This is a genomic window from Oceanobacillus sp. FSL K6-2867 (assembly GCF_037963145.1).
Classification (GTDB): domain Bacteria; phylum Bacillota; class Bacilli; order Bacillales; family Amphibacillaceae; genus Oceanobacillus.
On record NZ_CP150144.1, the window covers coordinates 3,596,936 to 3,620,417 of the forward strand.

25 protein-coding genes are annotated in these 23,482 nt (G+C 37.6%); all 25 read left to right on the plus strand.

Translation table 11 applies throughout. The features are described from left to right. Positions 1-130: 130 nt before the first annotated feature. The 25 genes from NSQ77_RS17340 (at position 131) to NSQ77_RS17460 (ending at position 23,291) form a co-directional block, all read left to right on the plus strand. Entirely contained in the window at positions 131-823 is a 693-nt protein-coding gene (locus NSQ77_RS17340; RefSeq protein ID WP_095311127.1) for a response regulator transcription factor, read from the plus strand. 271 nt (positions 824-1,094) lie between these two features. After that, a complete protein-coding gene (locus NSQ77_RS17345) occupies positions 1,095-1,937 on the plus strand; it encodes a DegV family protein (RefSeq protein ID WP_339227318.1) in 843 nt (280 codons plus the stop codon). An 80-nt stretch (positions 1,938-2,017) separates the two neighbouring features. Next, positions 2,018-3,424 carry a DEAD/DEAH box helicase gene (locus NSQ77_RS17350; protein WP_339227319.1) on the plus strand — a complete coding sequence of 469 codons (1,407 nt, stop codon included), beginning with the start codon at positions 2,018-2,020 and terminating at the stop codon, positions 3,422-3,424. A gap of 2 nt (positions 3,425-3,426) precedes the next feature. Next, positions 3,427-4,107 (plus strand): ComF family protein, encoded by a 681-nt coding sequence (locus tag NSQ77_RS17355; protein WP_339227320.1) that lies wholly within the window; start codon positions 3,427-3,429, stop codon positions 4,105-4,107. A gap of 39 nt (positions 4,108-4,146) precedes the next feature. Next, positions 4,147-4,572 (plus strand): TIGR03826 family flagellar region protein, encoded by a 426-nt coding sequence (locus NSQ77_RS17360; protein ID WP_339227322.1) that lies wholly within the window; start codon positions 4,147-4,149, stop codon positions 4,570-4,572. 140 nt (positions 4,573-4,712) lie between these two features. Continuing rightward, positions 4,713-4,973 carry a flagellar biosynthesis anti-sigma factor FlgM gene (flgM, locus tag NSQ77_RS17365; protein WP_339227323.1) on the plus strand — a complete coding sequence of 87 codons (261 nt, stop codon included), beginning with the start codon at positions 4,713-4,715 and terminating at the stop codon, positions 4,971-4,973. 21 nt (positions 4,974-4,994) lie between these two features. After that, complete coding sequence (locus NSQ77_RS17370) at positions 4,995-5,483, plus strand: flagellar protein FlgN (protein ID WP_339227324.1); 489 nt, start codon at positions 4,995-4,997, stop codon at positions 5,481-5,483. 13 nt (positions 5,484-5,496) lie between these two features. After that, complete coding sequence (gene flgK, locus NSQ77_RS17375; protein WP_339227325.1) at positions 5,497-7,008, plus strand: flagellar hook-associated protein FlgK; 1,512 nt, start codon at positions 5,497-5,499, stop codon at positions 7,006-7,008. A gap of 9 nt (positions 7,009-7,017) precedes the next feature. Then, positions 7,018-7,908: a flagellar hook-associated protein FlgL gene (gene flgL / locus NSQ77_RS17380; protein ID WP_339227326.1), complete on the plus strand. Its 891-nt coding sequence runs from the start codon at positions 7,018-7,020 to the stop codon at positions 7,906-7,908. A 179-nt stretch (positions 7,909-8,087) separates the two neighbouring features. After that, positions 8,088-8,651, plus strand: a complete 564-nt coding sequence (locus NSQ77_RS17385; protein ID WP_339227327.1) for a DUF6470 family protein — start codon at positions 8,088-8,090, stop codon at positions 8,649-8,651. Between the two features lie 15 nt (positions 8,652-8,666). Then, positions 8,667-9,110, plus strand: a complete 444-nt coding sequence (gene fliW / locus NSQ77_RS17390) for a flagellar assembly protein FliW (protein ID WP_339227328.1) — start codon at positions 8,667-8,669, stop codon at positions 9,108-9,110. 4 nt (positions 9,111-9,114) lie between these two features. Continuing rightward, positions 9,115-9,339 (plus strand): carbon storage regulator CsrA, encoded by a 225-nt coding sequence (gene csrA, locus NSQ77_RS17395; protein WP_339227329.1) that lies wholly within the window; start codon positions 9,115-9,117, stop codon positions 9,337-9,339. A 79-nt stretch (positions 9,340-9,418) separates the two neighbouring features. Continuing rightward, on the plus strand, positions 9,419-9,772 hold the full coding sequence (gene flaG, locus NSQ77_RS17400) for a flagellar protein FlaG (RefSeq protein ID WP_339227330.1): 354 nt from the start codon (positions 9,419-9,421) through the stop codon (positions 9,770-9,772). 20 nt (positions 9,773-9,792) lie between these two features. Next, positions 9,793-11,352, plus strand: coding sequence for a flagellar hook-associated protein 2 (locus tag NSQ77_RS17405; RefSeq protein WP_339231061.1), 1,560 nt, complete (start codon positions 9,793-9,795; stop codon positions 11,350-11,352). 27 nt (positions 11,353-11,379) lie between these two features. After that, positions 11,380-11,781 carry a flagellar export chaperone FliS gene (gene fliS / locus NSQ77_RS17410; RefSeq protein WP_339227331.1) on the plus strand — a complete coding sequence of 134 codons (402 nt, stop codon included), beginning with the start codon at positions 11,380-11,382 and terminating at the stop codon, positions 11,779-11,781. Continuing rightward, positions 11,781-12,134 (plus strand): flagellar protein FliT, encoded by a 354-nt coding sequence (locus NSQ77_RS17415; RefSeq protein WP_339227332.1) that lies wholly within the window; start codon positions 11,781-11,783, stop codon positions 12,132-12,134. The genes fliS and NSQ77_RS17415 overlap by 1 nt, the downstream gene beginning before the upstream one ends. A gap of 222 nt (positions 12,135-12,356) precedes the next feature. Further along, complete coding sequence (gene raiA / locus NSQ77_RS17420; RefSeq protein ID WP_339227333.1) at positions 12,357-12,911, plus strand: ribosome-associated translation inhibitor RaiA; 555 nt, start codon at positions 12,357-12,359, stop codon at positions 12,909-12,911. Positions 12,912-13,193: 282 nt separating this feature from the next. Further along, positions 13,194-13,334 carry a hypothetical protein gene (locus NSQ77_RS17425; protein ID WP_339227334.1) on the plus strand — a complete coding sequence of 47 codons (141 nt, stop codon included), beginning with the start codon at positions 13,194-13,196 and terminating at the stop codon, positions 13,332-13,334. Positions 13,335-13,664: 330 nt separating this feature from the next. Continuing rightward, on the plus strand, positions 13,665-16,178 hold the full coding sequence (secA, locus tag NSQ77_RS17430; protein WP_339227335.1) for a preprotein translocase subunit SecA: 2,514 nt from the start codon (positions 13,665-13,667) through the stop codon (positions 16,176-16,178). Positions 16,179-16,477: 299 nt separating this feature from the next. After that, positions 16,478-17,579 (plus strand): peptide chain release factor 2 gene (gene prfB, locus NSQ77_RS17435; protein WP_339227336.1). Its coding sequence is split into 2 segments (ribosomal slippage): positions 16,478-16,549 and positions 16,551-17,579, totalling 1,101 coding nucleotides; the frame shifts between segments, so codons are not numbered across the junction. 220 nt (positions 17,580-17,799) lie between these two features. After that, entirely contained in the window at positions 17,800-18,138 is a 339-nt protein-coding gene (gene cccB / locus NSQ77_RS17440; RefSeq protein ID WP_339227337.1) for a cytochrome c551, read from the plus strand. 247 nt (positions 18,139-18,385) lie between these two features. After that, positions 18,386-19,072, plus strand: coding sequence for a cell division ATP-binding protein FtsE (gene ftsE / locus NSQ77_RS17445; RefSeq protein WP_339227338.1), 687 nt, complete (start codon positions 18,386-18,388; stop codon positions 19,070-19,072). Then, positions 19,062-19,955, plus strand: coding sequence for a permease-like cell division protein FtsX (gene ftsX, locus NSQ77_RS17450; RefSeq protein WP_339227339.1), 894 nt, complete (start codon positions 19,062-19,064; stop codon positions 19,953-19,955). The genes ftsE and ftsX overlap by 11 nt, the downstream gene beginning before the upstream one ends. Before the next feature lie 245 nt (positions 19,956-20,200). Continuing rightward, positions 20,201-21,637, plus strand: a complete 1,437-nt coding sequence (locus NSQ77_RS17455) for a peptidoglycan DD-metalloendopeptidase family protein (RefSeq protein WP_339227340.1) — start codon at positions 20,201-20,203, stop codon at positions 21,635-21,637. Between the two features lie 181 nt (positions 21,638-21,818). Continuing rightward, a complete protein-coding gene (locus NSQ77_RS17460; RefSeq protein ID WP_339227341.1) occupies positions 21,819-23,291 on the plus strand; it encodes a S41 family peptidase in 1,473 nt (490 codons plus the stop codon). Positions 23,292-23,482 lie beyond the last annotated feature (191 nt).

Here is a 23,482-nt window from a genome sequence, read left to right on the forward strand (position 1 = left end):
TGCATAGAATAAAGATTGCATCGTTAATCTCATAATAGAGAATTCATATATAGAAAAAGAAAAATGATCTGTCATAATCATAATAGGGCGTAAAAGAACTAGTATTTAGTATGTGGGAGGAATAAAGGCAATGAATACAGAGAAAAAAATTAGCATTGTATTAATAGATGATCACAAATTATTTCGTGAAGGTGTAAAAAGAATACTAGATTTTGAGCCATCTTTTGAAGTAGTAGCTGAAGGTGATAATGGTGCAGTAGCATCTAAACTGGTTAAAGAGAACAATCCGGATGTTGTCTTAATGGATATAAATATGCCGGAAATAAATGGAGTGCAGGCAACTGCTGATTTAGTAAGATACTTTCCAAATACGAAAGTAATTATCCTATCTATTCATGATGATGAAAGCTATGTGACACATGCATTGAAAACTGGAGCACAAGGCTATTTATTGAAAGAAATGGATTCTGATTCATTAATTGAAGCGATTAAAGTTGTCAGTGATGGTGGTTCTTACCTGCATCCAAAAATTACACATAATCTAGTGAAAGAATATCGTCGTCTAGCTAGAGAAAATAGTTCAAGTATCGCAGATAAAGGTATTGAATACCGCAAGCCACTGCATCTGCTTACAAAGCGTGAATGTCAGGTATTGCAATTGCTGGCTGATGGGAAAAGTAACCGCGCAGTAGCTGAAACCTTATATATCAGCGAAAAAACAGTAAAAAACCATGTAAGTAATATTTTGCAAAAAATGAACGTAAATGACCGTACACAGGCAGTAGTCTCAGCTATCCGCAAAGGTTGGGTTGAGGTCATCTAACCGCAGCATTAAAAATACCCTGATGACTCGGAGTCATCAGGGTATTTTTTCGTGCGTGCCTACAGCAATAATTTAATGGACTGCCAATCCACAAACTTCCGTTCAAAGTCAATGCCTCTTTTCGCAAGAATTACAAAATTTAAGCTCCCGGATAGAGTTCACAGCAATGCTGTCACATACGCAAGCATTCCCCTATATAACAAGTGCTTTTTAGCATTAGTTGATGTAAAATAAAAAATGTCATAAAACGTAGTAGAGGAGAAGATAGGTTATGAAAGTTGCTGTAATGACAGACAGCACAGCATATATACCTGCTGAAGTAAGGAAAAAGGCCAAGATTCATATGGTTCCGCTTAGCGTTGTCTTCGGAGATAAATCCTATGAGGAAGAAATAGATATTACTACAGAAGAATTCTATCAAAAAGTAAGAGAAACAAAGCAATTACCTAAAACCTCACAGCCTTCCATCGGATATGTAACGACCAAATTAGAAGAGCTTGCAGAGAATTATGATGCAGTTATATCTGTCCACCTGTCCAGTGGCATTAGCGGAACATATCAAACGGTTATCAGTGCTGGAGAAATGGTAGATGGGATTGATGTTTATGCATATGATTCTGAGATGAGCTGTATGGTACAAGGTTTCTATGCATTGGAAGCAGCAAAAATGGCTGAGCAAGGGAAAACAGCCGAGGAAATCGTTCGGCGGCTGGATCAGATGAAAGAAACTATGACTGCCTATTTTATGGTAGATGATCTTACTAATCTTCAACGTGGCGGCCGTCTTTCAGGTGCTCAGGCATTGGTAGGAAGTCTCTTGCAAGTAAAACCAATCCTCCATTTCTTTGAAAAACTTATTGTACCATTTGAAAAAATCCGTACTCGTAAAAAGGCAATCAGTCGAATTATCGGTATGCTTGAGGAGGATGCCAATAAAGGGAAGGACCTTTCTGTTGTTTTCATCCATGGAAATAATGAAGCGTCTGCGGTGGAACTGCGTGATGCATTTTTACAGAAGTATCCAACGATGGAAGCAACAATTGGCTATTTTGGACCTGTTATCGGTACCCACCTGGGTGAGGGGGCAATCGGTGTCGGTTGGTATGTAAAATAGTAAGCTGACAAAATAAAAATAATCGTCATTCCTAGCCGTAAACCTGGGAATGGCGAGATAATGAGAAGGAGAGTGAATCCATGGCAAACGAAATAACGATACTACAGGATGAATATCCTATGTTTTTTGCAGGGAAACTTTTATTAAGAAAAGAAATTCCCCTGGATGATGCAGTATTCCAGCAGCTACTTGCAACAAAGCAATTTACTCCATTAAAACCCATCATACAAAAAAACTTCTATCTGCACTGTAAACGATGTGGCAATGAAAAATCCTCTCTTTTCGGAAAAATTCCGTGTAACCAATGTAAATCTACTCATTTATACTGTCGCAGTTGTATTGAAATGGGGAGAGTCAGTGAATGTGAAGCACTGTATCAATGGACAGGAGAAAAACCGCTTTGGCCTCAGCATAAAAATCCATGTACATGGGAGGGAACCCTTACAGCAGCCCAGCAAAAAGCTGCGGATCGAATCGTACATGCTGTCCGATTTAACGATAAGGAAACACTAATTTGGGCTGTATGTGGCGCTGGTAAAACAGAAATGCTATTTCCTGGCATTACAGAAGCTTTAATATGTGGAAAACGCGTTTGCTTAGCTACGCCGAGAGCTGATGTGGTGAAAGAATTATATCCCAGACTGCAACAGGCGTTTCATAGAGCAACAATTCAGGCATTATACGGCGGGAGTACAGACAAAGCTGGCACAGCTCAGCTGATTATCACCACGACACACCAATTGCTCCGTTATCAGGAGGCATTTGATGTCATGATTATTGATGAAATCGATGCGTTCCCATTTCATGCAGATCCATCTTTGCTATATGCTGCAAATCGTGCCAGAAAGCCCGAAAGCGCAACGATATATTTAACGGCAACCCCGCGCAGCAAACAACGTAAACAAATTCAACGTAAACAATTACCACACGTATTTGTTCCGCTTCGCTTTCATGGCAAACCCCTACCTGTTCCAAAAGCTAAAATGTGTTTTAGTTTAAAACGCGACCTTCAAAATTTAACGATTCCAAAACCAATTATAAGCTGGCTGAGAAGCCGAAAAAATCCTGGCAGACAACTGCTGATATTCACACCGACAATTATGCTTGCTGAAAAATTGCAAAAACCCTTTGAACTTATCCTGCAGCAAATTGGATTACTAGCTTCAGATAAGCAGCTGCAATCTGTCCATGCACAAGATCCCGATAGAGGACTAAAAGTTCAAGCTTTCAGAGATAAGGAAATATTAGCTTTGATTACGACAACTATTTTAGAACGTGGGGTAACATTTCCTTCTGTCGACGTTTTAATATTGGATGCGGGTCATGATGTCTTTGATGAAGCTGCACTTGTACAAATTGCCGGGAGAGCAGGCAGGAGTCCAGATGATCCTACCGGGGAAGTCATCTTTTTCCATCAAGGTAAGACGGAGGCTATGAGCGATGCCATCACTTCCATAAAAGATATGAATAAAAGAGGGGGCTTTTAAGAATGTATTGTCTAGCTTGTCAAGATGAGATTATTATTCAGATAACGTGGGCAAACCTATTTCAGTTATCACAGCCTACTGCTATTTGTGAAGAATGTGCTGCTGGATTAAAACTGCTGGAAGGAGGGCGGTGTAAAAAATGCAGTCGTACCACAGAAGAAGTAATTTGCTCGGATTGTCTTTTTTGGGAGCGGCAAGCAGAAATGAACACCATAGAATTTAATTACTCTGTTTTTGTCTACAATGAAAAAATACAGGATATTGTTGCAAAGTGGAAGTATCGAGGGGATTATGCATTGGGGGAAGTATTTCGGGATTATGTTAGCAGGGCTTTTCGGAAAAGGTTCTCATTTTTAAATAAAGAATCACTTGCTGTTCCAATTCCACTAAGCACAGAACGAGCCATGGAACGCGGGTTTAATCAAGCTTATCAGTTGGCGGATTTTTTACCGATAGCTTCTAGTAATGTGCTCTCCCGTAAACATGGAGAAAAGCAGTCAAAGAAATCACGCATGGAACGAATTGCTACAGAAAACCCATTTTTTATACGAAAATCTATTAATAAAGCCGTCGTACTTGTCGATGATATATATACAACAGGTACAACGTTACGTCATGCTGCACAATTATTAAAGCAGCATGGATGTCCGAATGTGTATGCTTTTACACTTATTCGAGGATAGCTTTTGGATGTGCTATAATTATGGAAAGAGGGAATAAACATGGCTGAATTAGCTAATTGTGTCCGATGCAATGCAGTTTTTGTAAAAGGGTTGTGTGATATTTGCCGAAACTGTTATCAGGAAGAAGAGGACGCATTTCAAACAGTCTATCGTTTTTTAAGGGAAAGAAAAAATAGAGAAGCAACCTTAATTGAAATCATCGAAGCTACTGGAGTGGGGGAATCGTTGATTATCAAATTTATAAAAGAGAAACGTCTTCTTCCATCTGAATTTCCAAAGCTTGCTTACCCATGTGAAAAATGCGGAAATGAAATTACTTCAGGGAAGCTATGCATTTCATGCACGGAAGAATTAAAAAATGATTTAACTGCATATGAAGAAGCGGAAAAGGTTATGGAAGATGCACGCAAAAAGAATCGATCAAACGCTGGTACGTATTATGCAATTGATAAGCATAAAAAGTAACGATGTTTTACTTATTCATCATAGGCTATGAATCATACGAAAAGTTATTCAATAATTTGACTTGACTGCCGATAAATAACATAGAGAGAAAAGTTGATCGCTGATATAAATATTTAGAACAAAACGGGGTGAAGTTCAGGATGAAAATTAATGGTCCAAATCAAACAAATTTTAATCCATATAAGCAGCAGATACAGAAACAATCTGAACTAACAAAAGAGACAAAGCAAAAGGATTGCATCGAAATTTCAAATGAAGCAAAGCAGCTGCAGGAAAGTGGAAAAACAAATGAAAAACGTGCAGCCTATGTCCAAGAGATTAAACAGGCAGTTGATTCTGGAGAATATAAAGTGGATCCGGAAAAAGCAGCACAAAAGATGATGCAATTCTGGTCGAAATAATTTTTTAAGGAGGACTTTAAGTTGTCCGCAGACACAATAAGAGAGTCGTTGGAAGAGCTGGTTCAAATTCATATGGATTTATTAGCAATTTCTAAAGACAAGACCCATATCGTAAAGGAAGGATCCATTGAAAATCTGCAGAAGCTATTAGTGAAGGAGCGGAAACTATTACGGCTATTGGAACAGGCTGAGAAGAAGAGACAGCAAGCTGTCCATGACTGGTGTGAGATGAATCGTATCCAGGAAGAAGCTGCTACGATAACAAATATGTTAAAGCATATTACGCTTGAAACAGAACGAGTTCAACTTGAAGTTGCGGCAACAAAGCTTACAGAAATGATTACAAATCTGAAGCAGCAAGAACAATTAAACCAAGTTTTAATCAGTCAATCGATGCAGTTTGTTCAATTGTCATTGGATTTGATGAGTCCAACATTAACGAGCATGAATTACGGAGTAAAAAATGAAACCGAGGTAATGAATCGATCCGTTTTTGATTCGAAGGCATAAAGGAGTAAAGCTTATGAGTACATTTCATGGCTTGGAGATGGCAAGGCAAGCCTTGGCCACACAGCAAGCAGCACTATATACAACCGGTCATAATATCGCAAATGCAAATACAGAGGGATATTCAAGACAGCGTGTGAATTTTGAAACACTATCTGCTTTTCCTGCTGCATCACGGAATCGCCCGCAAATTCCAGGACAAATGGGAACAGGGGTTGAAGCCGGATCGGTTCAGCGTATTCGCAACCAGTTTTTAGATAACCAATTCCGTGGTGATAATAGTACTGCAGGATACTGGTCAACGAGAGCTGATGCGTTAAGCCGCATGGAGTCTCTGTTAAATGAGCCATCTGATGCAGGTTTATCTAAAACAATGGATCAGTTTTGGCAATCTTTACAAGATCTTGCGGTTAATCCAGAAAATTCAGGTGCAAGATCTGTTGTTCTTCAACGTGCTCATGCATTAACAGATACATTCAACTATATGTCTGAGTCGCTGACCAATATACGTACAGACTTGCAAAAGCAGATTGATGTAACGGTTAAAGATGCGAACACTTTGATTGATGGAATTAATGAGTTAAATAAGCAGATAAAACATTTAGAAACACATGGCTATAGTGCAAATGATTTATATGACCGAAGAGATACGCTAATAGACAACCTTTCTGAAATTGTCAGCATCGATGTTTCTTATGATAAAAGTCATCTTCCGCCGAATAAACAAGGTGATGGTGTTGCAACGATTAATATTGTAAATGAAGCAGGAACGTCAATTATGCAGAAGCCTTTAATTGATGGAGTATCTGGAATTTCTCAAGCTTTTGACGAACCTGACTATGATACAGCGGAAGGATTAATTGCTGTTACTAATCTTGCAATTAATGGTACAGAAGTGGACATATTAGCAACAGAAGGTTCACTCAAAGGGCTAATAGATACTTTTGGCTATGTTGATGAAACTGATGAAGTTGTTGGGGACTATCCTGATATGCTGCGTAAACTGGATCAAATGGCGTACGCATTTGCCACTGCATTTAATGCACAGCATCAAGCAGGTAAAATTGGCGACGAAAATGGCGCTGCATTTTTTACGGAGTTTGGTACGGGAGAAAATGCTTATATTGGTGCAGCTGGAGCAATATCAGTATTGCTTGAAGACGGAAGTCAAATAGCGACAAGTACAACGGGCGATTCTGGTAATGGGGATAACGCATTGATGTTAGCGGAAGTTTTTAATACAAGTAACTCTGCATTAGATGGTTCCAGTATTAAAAAATTCTATGAGTCAGTAATTGGCGACTTGGGTGTAACAGCCGAGCATGCAAACCGAATGACAGAGAATACAAACACACTGTTAGGACAAGTGCAGAACCAGCGTCTTGCTGTAAGTTCTGTCTCATTAGATGAAGAAATGTCGAATATGATTAAATTTCAGCATGCATACAGTGCTGCTGCAAGGAGCATGACAGCAATGGATGAAATGCTGGATCGAATTATAAATAGTATGGGATTAGTAGGGAGGTAGGCGATTTAAATGCGTGTGACACAAGGAATGATTTCAAATAATATGCTCCGTAACTTAACGAACAGCTATGGAAAAATGGATACATATTTACATCAGTTAAGCACAGGCAAAAAGATTAACCGCCCTTCCGATGACCCAGTTATTGCAATGAAAGGGATGGGGTATCGCACAGAGCTTGTAAGAGTGGAACAATATATTCGTAATACAAATGAAGTGCATAATTGGATGGATAATACGGATGCAGCACTTGATAAAGCTACTTCTGCAATGCAGCGCATACGGGATCTTGCTGTTCAAGCGAGTAACGGAACGTACGATAAGGAAGAGCTTAAAAACATCAGTGAAGAAGTAAAACAATTAAAAGAACATATGGTTGAGATTGCAAATACGAATGTGAATGATAAATATATTTTTAATGGTACAAAAACAAATACAGCTCCGGTAAATCCGGATGGCGCAATTGACTTTGATGGTTCGGCTGTATTAATTGAAGTATCCAGCGGAACAACTTTACAGGCAAATGTTGAGGGAAATGATGTCTTTGGCGGTGAACCAAGTATCTTTGATACGATTGATAATTTTATTAACAAGCTTGAAGCCACTGAAAATAACGGTTTAGATAATGAGGCTATTGATGCAAGTATTGCTGATTTAGATATTGGCATTAATAATATTGTCAATGCTCGTGCTGAGCTTGGAGCACGGATGAATCGCTTAGAGCTGGTCGAAAATCGTTTAAGCGAACAGGAAGTTATTGCAACGCGGACCATGTCACAAAATGAAGACATTGATTATGCAAAAGCAATTACAGAATTAATTACCCAAGAAAGCCTGCACCGTGCGGCGTTATCAGCAGGATCACGAATTATTCAGCCATCTTTAGTAGATTTCTTAAGATGATCGCTAAATCGCAAACATCCTAAATAATATCGTAGGAAGATTGGTAAAATCTCATTATTGCTTTAGCGTTTTGTGGATGCCAAAAATAAACCCTGAGCCCCTATAAGGGTTCAGGGTTTATTATATGTTTAAGTTATTTTCACTTAATATTTTTCACATTAAGAAGGAGTGAGTCATAGATGCAAATTCCGCAAATTAGGGTGCACTCACAACCAGCACAAATTGAAATTCAAAAAACAGATGCAAAACTAGGGATTTCTCAACCGCAAGCAGAACTAAGCATCAAGCAACCACAAGCAGAATTAACAATGCATACCATCCCGGGCAAACTTCGTATTGATCAATCTGAGGCATGGGCAGACTTAAATTTAATGCATATTACAAAGCGAAACAAAGTTTTTGCAAGTGAAGGGAAAAATGCACTGATGCAAGGGATAGCAAGACGAGCAAAACAGGGTGATGAATTAATGCAAATTGAAAATAACGGTAATCCATTAATGAGTCAAGCAGTTCAAAATAGCTTTGAACCAATGAAGTCACTTGGAATTAAATTTATACCTTCACAATTCTCGGTGGTAACGAGCTATCAGCCATCCGAACTTCATATTGATGTTCAATCAAAGAAACCGGTCATCAAGGCAACTCCGCGAAGCCCTGAATTTACCTATGAACCTGGTAATGTCACAACAAGTCTGAAACAAAGGCAGCAATTAGAAATCAGTTTTATTAATTTATATATATAGGAAAGGACGTTTCGAATGAACATACAAACAAAATATTTAGGAGAAGTTCCAATAGATGAACGTAAAATCATCCATTTTCCAGCTGGTATTCCAGGGTTTCCAACCGAAAGGGATTTTGTATTAATGGACTTGCCTGAAACACCAATTTTTCAGGTTTTACAATCTGTTCAAACATCAACAGTAGCATTTATTGTTTCAAATCCGCATCAGATATATCCAGATTATTCCATCGAACTAGATAATAATCTTATTGAGAGCTTGCAAATAAAAAATGAAGAAGAAGTCGCTGTATTATCTATCGTAACGCTGAAGCAGCCTTTTCAAAAAAGCACGTTAAACTTAAAGGCGCCGATTGTTATCAACACAAATCATAAATATGGAAAACAATATATTTTAAGTATGGAGACTTATTCATCACAAGCACCCATTACACCTCAGCCAGTTGAGAGAAAGGGGTAAATAAATGTTAGTTTTAACGAGGAAACGCAATGAAGCAATCCAAATAGGCGAAGATATCGAAATTAAAATACTAGCAATTGAAGGAGATCAAATTAAGCTCGGTATTACTGCACCCCAATCTATTGATATCTATCGGAAAGAAATTTATGTTGATATAAAACAGCAAAATAACGAAGCTGCAAACGTACCACTGAATTTATTGGAAATGTTAAAAGGTACGAAAGAATAATTGGGATATTTTCTTGAAAAGCTTTAGAAAACAAGCAGTATATCCGATATAAAAGAAAAAGGTTTAGGAGTGCATTGACATGGCGGTCGATAAAGTAATGTCAGCACCTCAATCTCTGCTAAATAAAGAATTCAACATGAATATAACAACAATTACTGGGAGTAAGGGAACAGGGGCAGACACAAATTATGAGAATGTGGAAAAGATAGATAAAAATGAAGTCGACAAGGTTGTTCAAAAGCTAAATGAATTTATGGAACCAATTAGAAGAAACCTTAAATTCGAACTGCATGACAAACTGAATAAATACTATGTTACAGTAGTTGACTCGAATATAAATGAAGTGATAAAAGAAATCCCACCGAAAAAAATGCTTGATATGTATGCAGAAATGGCAGACTTCATGGGAATTTTGATAGATAGGAAGATTTAAGGGAGAGGATCAACTTGAGTATGCGAATTGGCGGCTTAGCCAGTGGAATTGATACAGACTCGATTATTAAAGATCTGATGAAAGCTGAACGAATGCCTCTGGATAAAATGGAACAGGATAAAACAAAACTTGAATGGCAGCGTGATGCATTTCGTGATTTGAATAAGAAGCTATTGGAATTAGATAACATGATGCTTGATATGAAACTGAGCAAAACCTATAACTCAAAGACTATAGTTTCTACGATGGAAGGTGCTGTAACAGCCACAGCTACTTCAGGTGCATCAAACGGGACATATAAAATTAATGTCGAGAAGTTAGCTTCTGCCGCGATTAATATCAGTCAAAATGAGTTGGCAATAGATGAAGCAGGGACCCCATTTGATTTAAATACGTCATTAAAGGCTCAAAATATTGAAGGTACAATAGAATTTGCTACTTATAATCATAATGGGGAGTTGAACCAACATTCCTATGAAATAGGTGAAAATGATACATTAAAAGACGTAATAAAGAAAATTAATGATGATCCAGAAAATAATGTGCGGATGACTTATGATGAAAAAGCGAATAAAGTAATTTTTGAAACGACTAGAACAGGAAACTATAATGATACCGATTTTGCTGGTGGCAGCGAGATTATTTTTGGCAAGGTAGAAATCGACGAAGAAACGCAGGAACCTACTGGTATTAATCAAAATTCTGATTCTTTCTTCACAAGCTTTCTTGGAATGGCTCAAAGCGGAGAAACGGGAGGAGGAAATGCCAAATTCACCTATAATGATGCTTATACAGTTGAATCGAAAGATAACAACTACACACTAAATGGCATCACTTTTCAGTTTAATGATACTACAAATGGCACAAATGCTAATTTAACCGTCAATAATGATGCCGATGCAGCTTTCGATAACATTATGGCATTTGTAGATAAGTACAATGAGGTTGTAGAGTTATTTAATGGTTCGCAACAGGAAACACGTTATCGGGATTTCCCTCCACTTACAGATGAGCAGCGGGCAGAAATGTCTGATAAGGAAATTGAGCTTTGGGAGGAAAAAGCGAAAAGCGGTCTTCTGAAAGGCGAGGGCGTTATTTCTAGTGGTCTGTTTTCGATGAGGCAAAGCTGGTATTCTTCTGTAAAAACAGATGGTCAATTTACAACATTAACCCAAATTGGTATCACTACATCCAAAGATTATTTAGATGGTGGAAAACTTATTGTAAATGAAGAGGATTTAAGAGCGGCTCTCCAGGAAGATCCTGCTGGTGTCCAGAAATTGTTTTCTAATAGTGAAGAAGGCGCAAATCGTGGTCTTGTTAATCGTTTGGAAGATGCTGTTGACAGCACGATGAACCGTATTAACCAAAGCGCAGGTAAAGGAACGGATACATTAGAAAATTACACAATAGGCAAACGAATGAAGGATTTAGATGACCGAATCGACGCATTTGAAGACAAGCTGAAAAATATTGAAGACCGGTATTGGAGACAATTTAGTGCGATGGAACAGGCAATTTCCAGAATGAATAATCAATCTGCCATGTTAATGAATGCTTTTGGCGGAGGAATGATGTAGCTCAGATTAGGAAGGAGAGAAAGGTTAATGGGAGTGAATAAAGCATATCAAGCATACCAAAATAATGCTGTAAACACGGCTTCTGGTGGAGAGTTAACGTTAATGCTATATAATGGGTGCATGAAATTTATCAAGCAGGCAATAAAAGATATGAATGATAATAACTTTGAAGCGAAAAATATAAATATCCAAAAAGCGCAAAATATTATTCAGGAACTTATGATCACATTAGATCGGAAAATTGAAATCTCAAAGCAAATCCTGCCATTATATGAATTTATGCAATTCCAGTTAAAAGAAGCAAACATTAAAAATGATGTTAAAAAGCTGGAAGAGGTATTGGAATTTGTAACAGAGTTCCGCGATACATGGAAACAAGTGATACTGAAAAATCGTCAACAGCAATTTGCAAAAGGCGCCTCTGTATAATGAACAGAGTAGAGTCAGTTTATGAGTTGACGATGCAAATGAAGCAGCTTCTAAATCGAGAGATTACAAGTAAAACAAGAGAGTCGATCATTGAACAATTGACAACGTTGATTACACAGCGCGGAATTTCCATGGAAGCATTAAATCCACCCTATACAGAGGCTGAAAAACAACTTGGAAAAGTGCTCGTGCAAGTTAACGATGAAATACAACTGAAAATGCAGTCGCTGTTCACGGATTTAAAAAAAGAGATGAAGCAGGTTAAAATGCAAAAAAAATCAAACCAATCCTATACCAATCCATATAAAAATGTCCAAACAATAGACGGAATGTTTATGGATAGTAAAAAATGATGTGTACGCTGTACACATCATTTTATTATAAATGTACTTCTTTGTTTCTATTGATACATTTTTGTAAATTATATTAATAAAATGTAAACCCTTAAACTATTGGTATCAAGCACTTTGTAGATGTTTTTACAAAAAACAACAAATTTTTCGGAAGGTTTAAGCAGGAAAAGTTTGTGGTAACGTAGTATAATGAAACTATAAAGAATAAAGGAGGACACTTTTATGAAGTTTAACATTCGTGGTGAAAATCTCGAGGTGACTGGGGCAATTAAGGAATACGTCGAAAAAAAAATCAGCAAGTTAGAAAGATATTTTGATGAAGCTCCAACGTCAGATGTACATGTGAATTTAAGTGTCTATAATGATGAACAACGAATAGAAGTAACTATTCCGATGACAGAGCTATTATTACGTGGTGAAGTTCAACATATTGATTTATATGCAGCTGTGGATCTTGTTGTAGATAAACTAGAAAGACAGATTCGTAAACATAAAACTAAAATAAACCGTAAGTTCAGACAAAAAGGCGCACCTAAATATGCGTTTGCTGAAATGGAAAAAAGCGCAAATAGTGCTGAAGAAGAAAGCGATGAAATAGAAATTGTAAGAACTAAACGATTTAATTTAAAACCAATGGATTCAGAAGAAGCAATTCTGCAAATGGATATGCTTGGTCATGAGTTCTTTGTTTTTACAAATGACCAATCTGGTGATACAAATGTTGTGTATCGCCGAAGAGACGGCAAATATGGATTAATTGAACCGAATGTATTTTAAATATTACCTAAAAGGCGTCCTCTTATGAGGTCGCCTTTTTATAAACATAATGTTTTTAAATGACTGGAACTAGTGTCGAAAAATGTAGAACGAAAAGCTGTTTTTGTATTTCATTGTTACTTTTTATATAAAAATGCAGCAATTCACCTCGTTTTTTTGTTATAAATCAGTTTTTGCCAGAGAAAATTGTCGAATACAAGTCAGAAATTTAAAAATGGCTATTAGTCTTTAGGTCTAATTATGTGATATAAATGAGTCAAATGAACCAGGAGGTATCTATGTGTGAATGAAGAAGATGAACAAAGGTTTTTGGCATTAGTGGCACAAGTACAACAGCATGAAACTGCGATTACTCAGCTGCTTGAAATTCTTGCAGCTACCAACCGAAAAGTTACAGAGTTTTTCTCAGGACAAGATAAATAAGTGTAAAGTCCTAAGTAATACTCTCCCCGATTTTCCCCTTCCTTAAAGAAAGCAGACTACCCCCAGTCTGCTTTCTTTTTTATAATATAGGCCTATATAATGCCTAGTCAGTTGTCATACATTATTGTAAAGTGTTATGATAAGTAGTGGATTATAGTATTGATTTCTTTGGCAAATAGAAAGTATAGAACTTTCCTATTTATATAGTGCAATGAAGAGCATTCTCTCAGGAGGCTTGCACTCCAAAGTATAAGGGCTTCTAAGAAAGCAGAACACTTTCGTAAGTATCCCTTTAATGAATGTCGAGTTTTCTAAAGGAGCGTTTAACATATGGCTGGATTTTTAACAAAAATTTTTGGTGATGGTAACCAAAAGCAATTGAATCGAATACAAAAAAAGGTAGATCAGATAGAAGCATTGGAAGCGGAGATAGAAAAACTTTCCGATGCAGAATTACAAGGTAAAACGAATGTATTTAAAGAACGTATTGCAAACGGTGAAACACTTGATGATTTACTTGCTGAAGCATATGCGGTTGTCCGTGAGGCATCTCGACGTGTTCTTGGAATGCGGCCATTTACATCACAGCTTATAGGTGCAGTTGCCTTGCATGAAGGCAATATTGCAGAAATGAAAACGGGGGAAGGTAAAACACTTGCTTCTACAATGCCAGCATACTTAAATGCATTGTCCGACAAAGGTGTTCATATAATTACTGTCAATGAATATTTGGCGGAACGTGATGCTACTGAGATGGGCAAGCTGTATAACTTCCTTGGATTAACCGTGGGGTTAAACGGCAACGGCCTGTCAAAGGAAGAAAAAAGAGAAGCTTATGCAAGTGATATTACGTACGGAACAAATAATGAATTTGGTTTCGACTATCTCCGGGATAATATGGTTTTATATAAAAACCAAATGGTACAGCGTCCTTTGAATTTTGCTATTATTGATGAGGTTGACTCAATTTTAATTGATGAAGCAAGAACACCGCTTATTATCTCGGGGTCGGCTAAGAAGTCAGCTGCGCTTTATCAGCAAGCAGATGGATTTGTATCAACCTTATCGAAAGAGACAGACTATACCTATGATGAAAAAACAAAGGGTGTTCAATTAACAGAAGAAGGAATTAATAAAGCAGAGAAATATTTTTCCATTGAAAATTTATTTGATCTGAATAACGTATCTCTGACCCATCACATTAACCAAGCATTGAAGGCTCATGCATCCATGCATCGAGACGATGATTATATGGTGGAAGATGGAGAAGTTGTTATTATAGACCAGTTCACTGGGCGTAAAATGAAAGGTCGTCGTTATAGTGATGGACTTCATCAGGCAATTGAAGCGAAAGAAGGCCTGCAAATTCAAAATGAAAGCATGACACTTGCTTCTATTACATTCCAGAATTTCTTCCGAATGTACAATAAACTATCAGGTATGACAGGTACAGCAAAAACAGAAGAGGAAGAATTTAGAAATATTTATAATATGGATGTAATTGCGATTCCTACGAATAAGCCAATTGCCCGCGAAGATCGTGCTGATTTGATTTATAAGTCAATGGAAGGCAAGTTTCGTGCAGTAGTTGAAAATATTAAGGAAAGACATACATTAGGTCAGCCTGTATTGGTTGGTACAGTTGCCGTGGAAACTTCAGAGCTGATTTCCAAGCTATTGAAGAAAGCCGGCGTAAAGCATGAAGTATTAAACGCGAAAAACCATTATCGAGAAGCGGAAATCATTGAGACTGCTGGACAAAAAGGGTCCGTTACAATTGCGACAAATATGGCTGGACGTGGAACTGATATTAAGCTTGGCGAAGGTGTGAAGGAACTTGGTGGACTCGCTGTTGTAGGTACAGAGCGTCATGAGTCACGACGAATCGACAACCAGCTTCGAGGTCGTTCTGGTCGTCAAGGAGACCCTGGTGTAACGCAATTTTACTTATCAATGGAAGATGAACTAATGCGTCGCTTTGGTTCGGATAACCTAAGAAACATGATGGAAAAACTGGGTATGGATGATACGCAGCCAATTGAAAGTAAAATGGTATCCAAAGCTGTTGAATCGGCTCAAAAACGAGTGGAAGGAAACAACTTTGATGCTCGTAAAACGGTCTTATCCTATGATGATGTACTCCGCGAACAGCGTGAAATTATTTATAAACAACGTTTTGAAGTGATTGATGCAGATGAAAATATTCGAGAAATTATTGAAAATATGCTGCAATCATCCATTGATCGAGTTGTAGGGACACATACACAGGACGATGATGAAGAAAATTGGGATTTAAAAGCAATTGTAGAGTATGTGCACGGTAATTTACTGGATCCGGAAGATCTTTCTGAAGGAGATTTAAGAGAAAAAGAAGCTGAAGAAATTTCTGCATTGATTATGGAAAAAGTGCGTAAACGCTATGATCAGAAAGAAGAGGAGCTTACTCCTGAGCAATTCCGCGAATTTGAGAAGGTTATCGTTTTACGAGCAGTGGATTCTAAATGGATGGATCATATTGATCAAATGGATCAGCTACGTCAAGGTATCCATTTACGTGCATATGGACAAAACGATCCATTAAGAGAATACCAAATGGAAGGCTTCGCAATGTTCGAAGCAATGGTGGCAAGCATTGAAGAAGAGGTTTCTAAATATATTATGAAGGCTCAAATTCGTGAGAACCTGCAACGTCAAGAAGTGGTGAAAAATACACAGGCAGTAGCGGGGGGCCAGGAAGCAAAGAAGAAGGTCCGTAAACCATACGTAAAAAAACAATCCGTTGGTCGAAATGATCCATGCCCGTGCGGAAGTGGAAAGAAATATAAAAACTGTCATGGGAATTAATATCCAGATACTCTTGACAGATAGAATTTAATTTGTTATATGTAGAGGCTGTAACATAACTAAAGTATTCAACTGAAAGACGAACGATGCGCAATTTAAGCGGAGAAAATATACGCAGTCTTCTTTGAGGGGAAAGACACAGGTGAGGCAACGAAATGCGTAGCACAAAGTGGTCCACCAGAACCATAGGATTTGCGAAGTATATTCGGAGCGGATTAGTTTCGCCAATTATGTTTGGCTAATTGATGAATACACTTTTCTCGGTCTCTTTACGTCAATTTTATTTATGAGGTGGAAGTATGGAATTAATAGAAATAAAGCATGAATTAGACAAAATTGCTAAACGAATCGAAGACTTTAGGGGGTCTCTTTGACTTAGAGGCAAAGAAAGCTCGAATTGCAGAATTAGAGATGCAAATGGCTGACCCTAATTTCTGGAATGATCAAGACAGTGCCCAAAAAACGATTAATGAAGCAAATGGTCTCAAGAGCTATGTAAATAGCTTCGAAGAAATAGAAGAGCGATGGGAAAATATGGAGGTTTCCTATGAGCTTGTAAAAGAAGAAAATGATCAGGAGTTATTTGAAGAGTTACAGGAAGATTTAGCTGGATTCATCTCAGATGTTAATGATTTTGAACTGCAAATGCTATTAAGTGAATCCTATGATGCAAATAACGCAATTCTTGAGCTGCATCCAGGTGCTGGGGGAACAGAATCACAGGACTGGGCCAGCATGCTATTGCGAATGTATCAGCGCTTTGCCGAGGATAAAGAATTTAAGGTAGAGACATTGGATTATCAGCCTGGTGATGAGGCAGGTGTAAAAAGTGTTACCCTGCTGATAAAAGGACATAATGCCTATGGTTACTTGAAAGCTGAAAAAGGTGTACACCGTCTTGTTCGTATATCCCCATTTGATTCATCAGGCCGCCGGCATACTTCATTTGTTTCTTGCGATGTCACACCAGAGATGACAGATGATGTAGATATCGAAATTCGATCAGAGGACATTAAGGTAGATACGTACCGAGCAAGTGGTGCTGGAGGTCAGCATGTAAATACAACTGATTCAGCGGTTCGGATAACTCATTTACCAACAAATACAATAGTTACATGTCAAAATGAACGTTCTCAAATTAAAAATCGTGAGGCAGCAATGAAAATGTTAAAATCAAAGCTTTACCAATTAGAAATTGAACGACAACAGCAAGAACTGGATGACATTCGCGGCGAACAGAAAGAAATTGGCTGGGGAAGTCAAATCCGCTCCTATGTATTCCACCCTTATTCGATGGTAAAAGACCATCGTACAAATGTGGAAACCGGAAACACGCAAGCTGTCATGGATGGGGATCTTAGTGTTTTCATCGATGCTTACTTAAGATCACAAATAAAATAAGACAAAATAAGTCTCATTCCAACAGAATGAGACTTATTTTGTCTTATAGAATAACTTGCTATTGTTTCATAAATTTGCCATAATCCCCTGCATTCATTGATTTAGCAATAGTACACGGTGATTTCAGCAATGTAAACGGTTATATCAATGGTTTTAATCTAAATGAAAAGGGTTATAATAGGTATGTAAGGTTTATATAAGTGTAAAGGGGACTATTGAAATGAAAAAATGGTTAGTAGCTGTTTTGTTTGGTGCATTACTTGTTCTAGGTGCTTGTGGTGCAGGCGAGGACAATGCATCAGATGATGCGGGAACGGACGATTCCAATGGTACAGTAGAAACCACTGATGGTGAAGAAGTATTCAAAGCTAATTGTGCTTCATGCCATGGAGCTGATCTTTCAGGCGGCGCGGGACCATCGTTAGCGCAAGTAGGATCTAAATACTCGCAAGAAGAAATTGCTGAGATTGTTAAAAACGGAAAAGGCAGCATGCCAGCGGTTAATGTAGCTGGTGAAGACCTTGATGCTTTAACAAGCTGGTTAGCAGAAAAAAAATAACCTCAAAACGGAAAAAGCCCTTGCAGGCAAATGCTGCAAGGGCTTTTTATATTTCTTCGCAGATATATTTCATTCTTTACATGTTGAAATATAATTGTAATAATTTTATGTCTAAAAATGCTGTAGAAAGATGTTATAATGAGTAGGAAATATTTGAGACTTGTTCGGAAGAGTGCTAGATTCTTATATTTGATTACAAGATTTGACAGCCAGGAACAACAACTAAAAACAAAAAGGTGATATTTAGATGATATTAATGAAAGATGTATATAAGACTTATGACAATGGTGTCACCGCATTAAATGGTATCAACGTTGATATAGAGCAAGGTGAATTTGTATATATTGTTGGTCCCAGTGGTGCAGGAAAATCGACATTTATTAAATTAATATACAGAGAAGAAAGACCAACCAGTGGTTCAATTATTATCGCAGATACAGATTTAGGTGATATTAAAGAGCGAAAAGTTCCTTTTTTACGACGAAATATTGGTGTCGTATTCCAAGATTTTAAGCTGCTTCCCAAAATGTCAGTATATGAAAATGTTGCATTTGCGCTTGAAGTAATCGAAGAATCACCAAAAAGTATTCGCAAGCAAGTAATGGATGTATTAGAAGTAGTAGGATTAAAAAATAAAGTACGTTCCCTTCCAAGTGAATTATCGGGTGGAGAGCAGCAGCGTGTTTCTATTGCACGTGCGATTGTCAACCATCCTCAGATTGTGATTGCGGATGAGCCAACTGGAAATCTGGATCCCGATACATCATGGGAAATAATGAAAACTTTTGAAGAAATTAATGCTAGAGGTACTACAATTATCATGGCCACTCACAGCAAGGAAATTGTTAACACAATTAAAAAACGAGTAATTGCCATTGAAGGCGGTATGATCGTTAGAGATGAGCAAAGAGGAGAATACGGCTATGAGATTTAGAACTTTAATGCGACATGTGCGTGAAGGATTTAAAAATATTTTTCGTAATGGCTGGATGACAATTGCTTCTGTTGGCGCCGTTACAACAACATTAATTTTAGTGGCAGTTTTCTTAGCATTAGTACTTAATTTGAATGAGATGGCGAAGAGTATTGAAGACGATGTACAGATTAATACGATGATAGACCTTACAGCGACAGAGGATGACATTGTTGAACTTGGTGAAGCAATTGAACAGATTGAAGGAATTGATTCTGTATCATTTTCTTCCAACGATGATGAACTGGAAAAACTGATTCAAAGTATGGGAGAAGAAGGGGAAGCTTGGCATTTATTTGAACAGGATAACCCGCTGAACCATGTTTATATCGTAAGAGCGCTAGTTCCGGAGGATACAGAACGCATTGCTTCAGAAATTGCTGCGTTCGATCACGTTGATCAAGTAAATTATGGACGAGATGTTGTAGATCAATTATTTGAGTTTAATAACTATGCAAGAACGATTGGACTTGTTTTAGTGGTTGCGCTTGTATTCACGGCAATTTTCTTAATTTCGAACACGATAAAAATTACAATTATGGCACGAAGTACAGAAATTAGCATTCAGAAGCTTGTAGGAGCAACTAATGGTTTTATTCGCTGGCCATTCTTTATTGAAGGACTGCTGCTTGGAATATTAGGATCTATCGTACCGATTGCAGTAATTTTAGGTGGCTACTATTACTTATACACAAACTTTAATGACCGAATTACATTTAGCTTCGTTGAAATGTTGCCATTTAGCCCATTTGCATGGCAGTTATCACTAATGATACTTGCTATAGGTGCAGTAATTGGTATATGGGGAAGCGTTATGAGTGTACGTAAATTCCTTAAGGTCTAACAGATAATGCAGATATGCTCGAACCAGCTTAAGAAAAACAATTTTCTAAAGCTGGTCTGAGTTTTTACATAACAGGTCATACAGCATATAAGCTTCTTGGACAAGCTTTCTTAGAGCATAAAGTTTGTTTGGAAGCTTAAACTATTTTAATTGTTACCTGGGAAGTCATAGGATACCTAGACAACTAGAGTGAACAGAAAAGCAAGAAGGCACTTGCAATATATTAGGTGAAGAGGGGAAATAGAGTGAAAAAAGCAGTATCTAGTATACTTATCACAGCTTTAGCATTTATGGCAATACCAATTAGTGGGTTGCATGTCTCTGCAGAATCGATTGGTGATATAGAGAAGAAGATTAATGATTTGGAAGAAGAACAGTCTGGATTGAATGAGGAAAAAAGCAATCTGGAAGGCAACAGAAAAGATACGGAAGAAAAACTAAATAAGAACAAATCAGATCAAAACAATGTCGAGCAAGAAATTAATTCAATCGATGAGGAGTTATCTACTACACAAAATGATATTAATCAAAAAGAAAATGAGATAACGGAAACCAATAATGAAATTGAAACCTTGTCAAATAAAATTAATGAGCTGACTGATCGAATTGCAGCTTTAAAAGAAGAAATTGAAATATTAGAAGATCGAATTGAAAAAAGGGATGCATTATTAAAGCAGCGTCTTCGTACCATTCAGCAAAATGGTGGCGATATGAAATATATAGAGGTTATTTTTGGTGCAAGTAGTTTCGGAGATTTTATTAGTAGATCATCAGCAGTAAACACAATCATGGATTCTGATAAAACGATTATGGAAGCACAGGCAGCTGACAAGAAAGAACTTCAGGCAAATAAAAAAGAAGTAGAAGCAAATAAAGAAGAAGTAGAAGTAAAGAAAGTAGCAGTTGAAGAAAAGAAAAACTCACTTGAAAGTCAAAAAGACGAGCTTCTAGCTTTAGAAAATCAATTAAAAGATCAAATGCAAGAAAAAGAAACATTGATGGCACAGCTCGAAGAAGAGCATCAGGATTTGGAAGAATATAAGATGAGCATTGAAGATGAACAGCGAGTGCTAAACGATCAACAAAAAGCTATTACACTAGCAAAACAACAGTATGAACAAGAAAAAGGAAAATTAGAACAACTTGCTAAAGAGGAAGCAGCTCGCCAAAAGGCAGCGCAAGAGCAGGCGGCTAAAGACAAGAGTTCCGAAAGTAATTCAAGCTCATCAGATGATACCGGAACAGTTGCTTCCACGCCAGCACCTAGTGGAAATGGAACGTTCATCAAGCCGACAAGTGGTCCGGTAACATCACACTTCAACCCAAATCGAATGCATCCGATTCATAATGTTGTAAAGCCGCATAACGGTACTGACTTTGGGAAAAGAAGTGCAGCTGATGGTCGGATTGTAGCTGCTGCAGATGGTGTTGTTTCAACTGCTGGCACATTAGGTGGTTATGGTAACACAGTTATGATTACACATGTTATTAATGGTCAAACATATACAACATTGTATGCACACTTAAGCAGCATCTCTGTTTCCTCAGGACAAACGGTAAGCCAAGGACAACAGATTGGTGTGATGGGAACAACTGGTTCATCTACTGGCGTGCATCTTCACTTTGAAGTACACCCAGGTGGATACAAAAATCCAGCTAACCCATTGAATTACATTAATTAGTTTTAAAAAAGTATACCAATTCGGTATACTTTTTTATTATCACTAGATTAATTGCCTACAGGGAAGGAGATTAAATCCATAGTCAATCACAAAATAAAATGTTATGCTAATACTATTCGTATATCTTTCGGTACATCCATATACTAATATACAGCATCAATTTAAAATTAGAGGTGGAAATATGAAATTGAAAAAGTCCCAAATTGCATTGATTTTCGTCGCTGCCTTAATTCTTGGATTTGCGGGTGCATATGCAGGTGTTGAATTTGCGCAATCAAGCGATTCAGGAACGGAGCAAGGTGCAAATCAAATTACAAGCAACAATGATTCTGCAGATAAGGATAAAGAAGCACCAGATTCTTCGGCTGATTTAAGTAAAATTAACCAGGCCTATTCGTTAATCAAACAAAACTACCTGGAAGAAGTGGAAGATACGCAGTTAATTGAAGGTGCGATTGAAGGAATGCTTTCCACCTTAGAAGATCCGCATACGTCTTATATGGATGTTGAAACAGTAAATCAATTTACCGATCAAATCGAATCTTCCTTTGAAGGGATTGGTGCCGAAGTGAGCATGGTAAACGGACTTGTTACCATTGTAGCACCAATTAAGGATTCACCTGCTGAAAAGGTAGGATTGCGACCGAATGATCAAGTATTAACAGTAGATGGAGAAAGTCTAGAAGGTTTAAATTTGAATGAAGCAGTTGCTAAGATTCGCGGAGAAAAGGGATCTGAGGTTGTATTGGAAATTCAGCGTGCTGGTGTTTCCGATCCATTCCAGGTTACGATTATTCGTGATGAAATACCAGTTGAAACCGTATATAGCAGTACAGAAATGGTAGATGGAAAATTAACTGGGGTTATTGAAGTAACGAATTTCTCGGAGAATACTGCTAAAGAATTTGAAGAACAATTAACAGCTTTGGAGAAGGAAGGTATAGAAGGTCTGGTTATAGATGTTAGAGGAAATCCAGGCGGGCTTCTCGATGTAGCAGAGGATATACTTTCATTATTTGTTCCAAAAGAAATTCCTTATATTCAAATTGAAAACGGTGATGGAGAACGTGAGGCTTACCATTCCCAATTAACGGAGAAAAGGGATTATCCAATAAGTATTTTGATAAATGAGGGCAGTGCGTCAGCTTCTGAAATATTAGCTGTTGCATTAAAAGAATTAAATTACGATGTCGTTGGAGAAACGAGTTATGGAAAAGGAACTGTTCAGCAGGCAGTGCCATTAGGAGATGGAAGCTCGATTAAATTAACGACATTTAAGTGGTTATCACCAAATGGAGAGTGGATTAATGAAAAAGGAGTTGAGCCAACAATAGAGGTAAAACAACCTGAATATTATTATACACATCCAGTGCAAATAGAAGATAAAGCCTTGAAGTTCGACCAAACCGATGAAACAATTGCCAATCTGCAAGTGATGTTATCTGGATTAGGTTATGATACTGAACGAACAGATGGATATTTTAGTGAAGAAACAGAAGAAGCTGTATTCTCATTTCAGTCTGATAATGATTTAAAGACAACTGGTGAAGTTGATCAAGATACAGCCGGGTTAATTGAAGCACAGGTTATTGAAAAAATTAGAGACCGTGATGACGATAACCAAATGGAAGAGGCGTTGAAAGCATTATATTAATACAATGCATGGAAAGTCCACGAGTGACACTCGTGGACTTTCCTATTAAAGATAGGGTATTGTATAAGCAGCAAGATTGAGCGTGTAGTTTGCTGCTCAGGCTGCGTTTTCAATTAAAAAGTAAAGCAGGAGATTGGTTGTTATTTATCGAATAAGTAAAGAAAGGCAATACATAGAAGAAGGTGAACAGA